Annotated in this window: 8 protein-coding genes; 4 read left to right on the forward strand and 4 right to left on the reverse strand. The window is 65.5% G+C overall.

The window, feature by feature from the left end:
• Positions 1–41: 41 nt before the first annotated feature.
• Both GL300_RS24535 and GL300_RS27360 read left to right on the forward strand, forming a co-directional pair.
• The gene (locus GL300_RS24535; protein ID WP_155042308.1) at positions 42–782 is read left to right on the forward strand and encodes a competence/damage-inducible protein A; all 741 of its coding nucleotides are present in this window, start codon (positions 42–44) and stop codon (positions 780–782) included.
• A complete protein-coding gene (locus GL300_RS27360) occupies positions 779–1495 on the forward strand; it encodes a GNAT family N-acetyltransferase (RefSeq protein ID WP_343043207.1) in 717 nt (238 codons plus the stop codon). Before GL300_RS24535 ends, GL300_RS27360 begins: the two co-directional genes overlap by 4 nt.
• On the opposite strand, the gene GL300_RS24545 is transcribed toward GL300_RS27360, so the two are convergent.
• The 4 genes from GL300_RS24545 to cls form a co-directional block, all read right to left on the reverse strand.
• Positions 1492–1878, reverse strand: coding sequence for a hypothetical protein (locus tag GL300_RS24545; RefSeq protein ID WP_155042309.1), 387 nt, complete (start codon positions 1876–1878; stop codon positions 1492–1494). The genes GL300_RS27360 and GL300_RS24545 overlap by 4 nt on opposite strands.
• A 10-nt stretch (positions 1879–1888) precedes the next feature.
• A complete protein-coding gene (locus tag GL300_RS24550) occupies positions 1889–2674 on the reverse strand; it encodes a DUF6478 family protein (RefSeq protein WP_155042310.1) in 786 nt (261 codons plus the stop codon).
• A gap of 192 nt (positions 2675–2866) precedes the next feature.
• The gene (locus tag GL300_RS24555) at positions 2867–3190 is read right to left on the reverse strand and encodes a 4a-hydroxytetrahydrobiopterin dehydratase (RefSeq protein ID WP_155042311.1); all 324 of its coding nucleotides are present in this window, start codon (positions 3188–3190) and stop codon (positions 2867–2869) included.
• Positions 3191–3200: 10 nt separating this feature from the next.
• Entirely contained in the window at positions 3201–4616 is a 1416-nt protein-coding gene (gene cls, locus GL300_RS24560; protein ID WP_246195416.1) for a cardiolipin synthase, read from the reverse strand.
• 104 nt (positions 4617–4720) lie between these two features.
• Here cls and accD point away from each other — a divergent pair, with 104 nt between their 5' ends.
• Both accD and GL300_RS24570 read left to right on the forward strand, forming a co-directional pair.
• Positions 4721–5671, forward strand: coding sequence for an acetyl-CoA carboxylase, carboxyltransferase subunit beta (accD, locus tag GL300_RS24565; RefSeq protein WP_155042313.1), 951 nt, complete (start codon positions 4721–4723; stop codon positions 5669–5671).
• Between the two features lie 13 nt (positions 5672–5684).
• A complete protein-coding gene (locus tag GL300_RS24570) occupies positions 5685–6953 on the forward strand; it encodes a bifunctional folylpolyglutamate synthase/dihydrofolate synthase (protein ID WP_155042314.1) in 1269 nt (422 codons plus the stop codon).
• Positions 6954–7077: the final 124 nt, after the last annotated feature.

Genomic DNA, 7077 nt, shown 5'->3' on the forward strand with positions numbered 1-7077 from the left:
TATAGATTGTTGCGAGAAAATGAACGCCCGAGGAGCGTCCCATGCATTCCGACAATCCTACCGCCGCCATCCTTGTCATCGGGGACGAGATCCTTTCCGGCCGCACACGCGAAGGCAATGCCCATCATCTGGCCGGGGTGTTGTCCGCGACCGGCTTCGACCTGCGCGAAATCCGCGTCGTGGCCGACGACAATGCCCAGATCGTCGCCGCGATCCGCGCTTTCGACAAGAGCCTTGGCGGGGCCTATGACCTGCTGTTCACCTCGGGCGGGATCGGGCCGACGCATGACGACATCACTGCCGATGCCGTGGCCGAGGCGCATGGCACCACGGTCGAAATCCACCCCGAGGCCCGCGCCATCCTGCAGGCGCGCTGCGACCGGATGGGAACCGAGCTGACCGAGAATCGCCTGCGCATGGCCCGTATTCCCGTCGGGGCCCAGCTGATCGACAATGCGGTTTCCGGCGCGCCGGGATTCTCGATCGGCAATACCCATGTCATGGCCGGTGTCCCCGAGGTGTTCCGCGGCATGGTCGCTTGGCTGGTCCCACAACTGCCGGGCGGATCGCCGGTCCAGTCGGACACCATCCTTGTGCGGCGTGGCGAAAGCGACGTGGCCGAGGGGTTGAAGGCCGTGGCCGAGGAATTCGCGGATCTGTCGCTGGGCTCCTACCCGTTTCAGGACCCGTCGGGCTGGGGCACCAATCTGGTGATCCGCGGCCTTGATTCCACGCGCGTCGCCGAGGCGATGGCCGCGCTGAAGCAAAGGCTGGACCTGTGACCCCCGATACCGCCGCCGCCCATGCCTTTGAGGTGACATGGCCAGCGGCGGAATATCGGGACAGCGGTGCATTCAGGACCGGACGCGGCCTTGGCGCGGGCGGGCGGGTCAGTTCGACCATCGCCCTGCGCCCGGACTGGAACCCCGATGATCTGGACGCCGCCGAGGCCGTCCATCACGACTGGGACCAGCGGCCGATGTTTCGGATGCCCGACAGCGATGTGACACTGCGCGAGGCGCTGCTGGCCCGCGGCTACCGGCAGGAAACCCCGACCGCCGTCATGGCCATCGACTGCGCCGCGCTGACGCATGAGCTGCCGCCAATGACCGCCTTTGCCATCTGGCCACCGATTGCGATGCAGCGCGACCTGTGGGCGGCCGGGAACATCTCGGCCGAACGGCAGGCGGTGATGGAACGTGTGAACGGTCCCCATACGTCGATTCTGGGGCGGATCGACGACCGCGCGGCGGGGGCGGGTTTCGTCGCAATCGCGGGCAATGTCGCGATGGTCCATGCGGTCGAGGTCGCGCCGCAGTTCCGGCGTCGCGGGCTGGCAAGCCACCTGATCCGCGCCGCGGCAGATTGGGCCAGCGCCAATGGGGCCGCGCGAATGGGCCTTGCCGTCAGTCGCGGCAATACCGGCGCGCGGACGCTATATGACCGGCTGGGCTTTGTCGAGATCGGCGCCTACAGCTACTGGGCGCGGCCTTAATTCCCCAGCGCGATGCGGCGCAGCTCGCGCTTGACCAGATCAAGTTCGCTGCGCAGCAGGACGATTTCGGCGCGCAGGTCGTGATCCAGTTGCCGCCCGGCAACGATGTTGAGCGAGGCCAGATGGAAGGCGCCGGGCTGCAGGGCCTCGCCTTCCTTGCCCTCATCCTCCATCAGAATGAAGCTTTGCACGCCGTCCGACAGTTTTTGCGACGGAATGGCGGCGGCGATGCGCCAGCTGCCCTCTTCGTCGCCGGTCGTCACGCGGGCCTCGCCGACGCGTTCGCCCAGATGCACCAGCACCAGCCGGACGGGTGCGGTGTCGCGGCGCAGGATGCCCTGCCAGATGCCGCTTTTCAGTCCCAGAGATTCAAATCTGTCCAACTTGGCCTCGTCAGAAATCGGCCCGCAAATGGCGGGACAGGAACAACTCGCGGATTTCGACCGCGCTCATGCCGGGAGATTCAAAGATCAGGTCCAGCCAGATCTTCTCAAGCCGCTTCTCGTTCATCTCGGTATAGGCCAGATCGAACTCGATCACCCGCTGGCTTTGCAACCCGGCCTCCAGCCCGTGCAGATGCTGCAGCACCTCGTCGGTATTCGGGCCGTGGCCGATGTTCAGGCGGGCATAGACGTTCAGCGGACGCTCCAGCACCAGCGTCGTTTCCAGCCGCAGGATATGGTTGCGGGTCAGCCCCTCCAGCGCCTCGGTCGGCAGGTCGATCGAGATCGACAGGAAGCTGCCGGTGAAGCCAAAGACCTCAAGCCGCATGCCAAAGGGCGACAGATCGGTCGCGCGGGGGTTCTGCACCTGCTCAAGGATCATGGCGCGTTCGTTGCAATCGTGCCAGACCGCCGCCCGATCCCCCAGCCGTGTGCCCGGCTCGGGGACTGCAACCCCGCGCGGCGTGATGTGGCCGGCCATGAAGCCCGGACGCCAGCGCCAATCCGTCCCGCCGGGCAGATCCAACGCATCCAGCGCCACGCGCGAAATCGAGGCCTTGCGGTCGCCCCGCATCAGGAAACGGTTCAGGCTGGCGCGCAGGGCGTGGGCCTCATCCGCCAGTCCGCGGATACGGCCATGCGCCATGAATTCGACGCTTTCCGCCATCTCGGCCCATTGGCGCATCGCGCGCTCACGGGATTTCCGGTCAAGCCACCTGCCCGGTCTCACCGCCATTCGACGCCCTCATCATTCATTGATCCAAACAAGAACTTGTCTGCCACGGCAACGTGACGGCCGCCGAGGCTTATGCGCTAAGCGATCTTAAGGCACAGCCAGCCCGACCCGGCAAGGGCCCCCGACCGCCAAACAACGCGGCATTTTGCCGGATGCGGGCGATCCGACCGCAACAGCCCGTGATCTCGGCAGTCAACCCGCCGCCCGGTCCAGACGGGCCGCCATGATCAGATCGTTCATGGTCACGCCCCCGGCGGAATGGGTGGTGAACGTGACCGTGGCCTGTCCCCAGCCAAAGGCGATGTCGGGATGGTGGTTTGCGGCCTCGGCCTGCCACGCGGCCAGATTGGCCAGAGCAGCGGCCTGCCGGAAATTCTTGAACCGCCATTCGCGCCGGATCGCCTTGCCACCTTCGGTCAGGCTCCAGTCAGGCAGTTCCGCCAGCCTTACCGCCAGTTCGGACGCGGCCAATGCGGGCGCGCCGTCGATAATGGTGCCTTCGGCCAATGTCGTCATGATCGCCCCCTCACAGGATCGGCGCCGCCAGCGCCAGCAGGTTGTTGCGCAGCCGCCGCCACAGGGACCAGGCCCGGATCTCGCCAATGGTGATCGATTCGGACCGCGCGATATAGGATTCCTGACGGGCGTCCAACTCGGCGGTCAGGTCCTCGCCAACGAACAGCATGTTCATCTCGTAGTTCAACTCGAAGCTGCGGCGGTCCATATTGGCGCTGCCCAGCATGGACATGCGCCCGTCGGCGGTAATGATCTTGGCGTGAAGCAGCCCGTCCTGGAACAGCATCAGCTTAACCCCAGCCGAGACGAGACCATAGTAGAACCCCTCGGACGTTGCCTGCACCACCAGCGAGTCATTGCGCGCGGGCAGGATCATCGTCACATCGACGCCGCGCCGCGCCGCCGTGCGGATCGCGGTGTCCAGTGAACTATCGGGCACGTAATAGGGCGTGGTGATCACCAGCTTTTCACGCGCGGCATGGAACATGGTCGCCATGCAATCCGAAAGCGTCCCCTGCCGGTCATCCGGCCCGGTCGCCACGACCTGCGCGATGTCGCCCTGCGGCAGCACCGAGGGCACGGTCTGCAGCATGTCGCCCAGATCCTCTCGCGCATAGCTCATCCAGTCCTGCAGAAAGACCGCCTGCATCTGGCGAACCACCGGCCCTTCGATTCGCAGCAAGACATCGACCCAGGGGGCATAGCGCGGCTTTACCGCAAATGCCTTGTCGGCGCAGTTCCGGCTGCCGGTAAAGCCCAGCACATGGTCGATCACCACGATCTTGCGGTGATTGCGCAGGTCCATGCGCCGGAACAGACCGCCGATGATCGGCAGGCCAAGCGGCAGAGCCTCGACGCATTCCGCGCCCGCCTCACGCAGCTCGCGCCAGCTCTCGGAATAGCTGAACGCACGCGAACCGAAGGCGTCGATGACCGCGCGCACCGTGACGCCCCTTTGAGCGGCGCGGATGGCGGCTTGTGCGACGGCGCGACCGGACACGTCATCCAGCCAGATATAGAACAGCAGATGGACATGATCCTGCGCGCTGTCGATGGCCGCCACCAGATCGTCGATGGCGCTGTCTTCCTCAGAGAGCAGGCTCGCGCGGTTGCCCGCGACCGCACCGAACCCCGTGGTCGCCCGATTCGCGGCGATCAGGGGGGCGGCGAAATCGGGCGGGTTGCGCACCAGTTCGGGGCTGGGCCGCCACAGGCCCGACAGCCGAGAGCGGACATTGGCCATATGCTCGACCTCGGCGCCGCGGGTACGAATCTCTCCGAAAAGCACATAGGCAATGATGCCGATCAGCGGCACCAGCTCGATCACCAATATCCATGACAGGCGGACCGTGGGTTCCAGCCGCGGACGCAGAAGCACGCGGACGGATACCGCCAGCGCGATTGCATAGTGAATGAACACAAACATCTGGGTCCACATGCCTGACATCAAAGCCCGGCCAGCGCGGAATTGCAATTCCGCTGCCGTTTGCCTAAGTGGACGGCTGAAGACAGCGCAAGGGGCCTTCTCGGATGAACTGGATCACCAACTATGTGCGTCCGCGCATCAATTCGCTGTTCTCGCGCCGCGAAGTGCCCGAGAACCTGTGGACCAAATGCCCGGAATGCGGAAACATGCTGTTCCACCGGGAACTTGCAGACAATCTGAATGTCTGCACCCATTGTGACCACCACCTTGCGATCACCCCGCGCGACCGATTTGCCGCGCTGTTCGACGGTGGCGTCTTCAACGAGGTCAAGGTCCCCGAGCCGATCGCCGACCCGCTGCAGTTCCGCGACCAGAAAAAATATCCCGACCGGATGAAGGCCTCGCAGAAATCCACTGGCGAGAAAGAAGCCATGCTGGTCGCCGAGGGCGAGATGGGCCGCACCCCCGTCGTTCTGGCGGCGCAGGACTTTTCCTTCATGGCCGGCTCGATGGGCATGTATGTCGGCAACGCCATCATCGCCGCCGCCGAGCGCGCGGTGAAGCTGAAGCGCCCGCTGGTGCTGTTTTCCGCAGCCGGTGGCGCACGCATGCAGGAAGGCATCCTGTCGCTGATGCAGATGCCGCGCACCACCGTCGCGGTGCAGATGCTGAAGGAAGCAAAGCTTCCCTATATCGTCGTCCTGACCCATCCGACGACTGGCGGCGTGACCGCCAGCTACGCCATGCTGGGCGACATCCAGATCGCCGAGCCGAACGCCCTGATCTGCTTTGCCGGTCCCCGCGTGATCGAACAGACCATCCGTGAAAAACTGCCCGAGGGCTTCCAGCGCGCCGAATACCTGCTGGATCACGGCATGCTGGACCGCGTGACCCATCGCAAGAAGATGCGCGAGGAGCTGATCTCGATCCTGCGCATGGTCATGCGCCAGCCCGCGCCGATCGCAGCCGACCTGCCCGCGCCGGGCAGCATCGCACAGCCCGCGGCCGAACACGCGCCCGCGGCTGCCCCGGAACCTGCCGCGAAACCCGCCTGAGCGGGGCCGCGCGATGACCACATCCGACGCCATTCTTGCGCGGCTGATGCAGCTGCATCCCAAGGTCATCGACCTGTCTCTGGACCGGATGGAGCGCATCCTTGCGGCGCTGGGGAATCCCGAACGCCGCATCCCGCCCGTCATCCATGTCGCCGGCACCAACGGCAAAGGCTCGACGCAGGCGATGATCCGCGCCGGGCTTGAGGCCGCGGGCAAGCGCGTCCATGCCTATACCTCGCCGCATCTGGCGCATTTCCACGAACGCATCCGTCTGGCGGGCGAGCTGATCAGCGAAACCGATCTGGCCGCGACGCTTGAGGAATGCGAGGTCGCCAATGGCGGCCAGCCGATCACCTTCTTTGAGATCACCACGGCAGCGGCCTTTCTGGCCTTTTCGCGCGTCCCGGCCGATTTCACCTTGCTGGAGGTCGGCCTTGGCGGGCGGCTGGACGCGACGAATGTCATCGACGATCCGCGCCTGACCATCATCACCCCGGTCAGCATCGATCACACGCAATTTCTGGGCGACACCCTGCCCCAGATCGCGGGCGAAAAAGCCGGTATCATCAAGCGCAATGTGCCCTGCATCGTCGCTCCGCAGGCCCCCGAGGGTCGCGAGGTCATCGAGGCCCGTGCCGCGGCGCTGTCGGCCCCCCTGCGCATCGCGCGGCAGGATTGGGACAGCTATTCCGAACATGGGCGATTGGTCTATTTCGACCAGAACGGTCTGATGGACCTGCCCCTGCCGAACCTGCCCGGCCCGCATCAGATCGTGAATGCGGGCACCGCCATCGCGGCGCTTCGCGAGCTGGGCTTTGGCGAAGCCGAGGCCACCGCCGCCGTCACCCGCGCCGAATGGCCCGCCCGGATGCAGCGCCTGACCCGCGGCCCCTTGGTCGAGGCGGCGGGCGATTGCGAATTGTGGCTGGATGGTGGGCACAACCCCGCCGGGGGCGAGGCCGTCGCCGCGACCCTTGCCGCCATGCCGCCGCGCCCGACCCATCTGGTCTGCGGCATGCTGAACACCAAGGATGTGGTCGGCTACATGCGCCCGCTTGCGCCTCATGTGCGCAGCCTGATCGCCGTCCCGATCCCCGGAGCCGAGGCCACCCTGCCCGCCGAGGCCACCGAGCAGGCTGCGATCCATGCCGGTATGGTCGCCACGACCGCACCCGACACGCTGGACGCCGTCCGCCGCATCGCACTTGAGGAACCGGGCGCACGCATCCTGATCTGCGGCTCGCTCTATCTTGCGGGCGAGATCCTGCGCGACAACGGCTAGCAACTGTATCTGTCAGGTCCCAGGGATCGTCCATTTCTGCCGGCTTTTGCACAACGCATTCGCAATGGTGACCAGCTTTCTGGCGACGGCGGTGATGATGACTTTGTGTGGTTTTCCTGCGTCA

Source organism: Paracoccus litorisediminis (genome assembly GCF_009711205.1).
Taxonomy (GTDB): Bacteria; Pseudomonadota; Alphaproteobacteria; order Rhodobacterales; family Rhodobacteraceae; genus Paracoccus; species Paracoccus litorisediminis.

Coding starts and splice junctions, on each gene's coding strand:
- GL300_RS24535 (WP_155042308.1), top strand. CDS start 42: ATGCATTCCGACAATCCTACCGCCGCCATCCTTGTCATCGGGGACGAG.
- GL300_RS24550 (WP_155042310.1), bottom strand. CDS start 2,674: ATGGCGGTGAGACCGGGCAGGTGGCTTGACCGGAAATCCCGTGAGCGC.
- GL300_RS24555 (WP_155042311.1), bottom strand. CDS start 3,190: ATGACGACATTGGCCGAAGGCACCATTATCGACGGCGCGCCCGCATTG.
- cls (WP_246195416.1), bottom strand. CDS start 4,616: ATGTTTGTGTTCATTCACTATGCAATCGCGCTGGCGGTATCCGTCCGC.
- accD (WP_155042313.1), top strand. CDS start 4,721: ATGAACTGGATCACCAACTATGTGCGTCCGCGCATCAATTCGCTGTTC.
- GL300_RS24570 (WP_155042314.1), top strand. CDS start 5,685: ATGACCACATCCGACGCCATTCTTGCGCGGCTGATGCAGCTGCATCCC.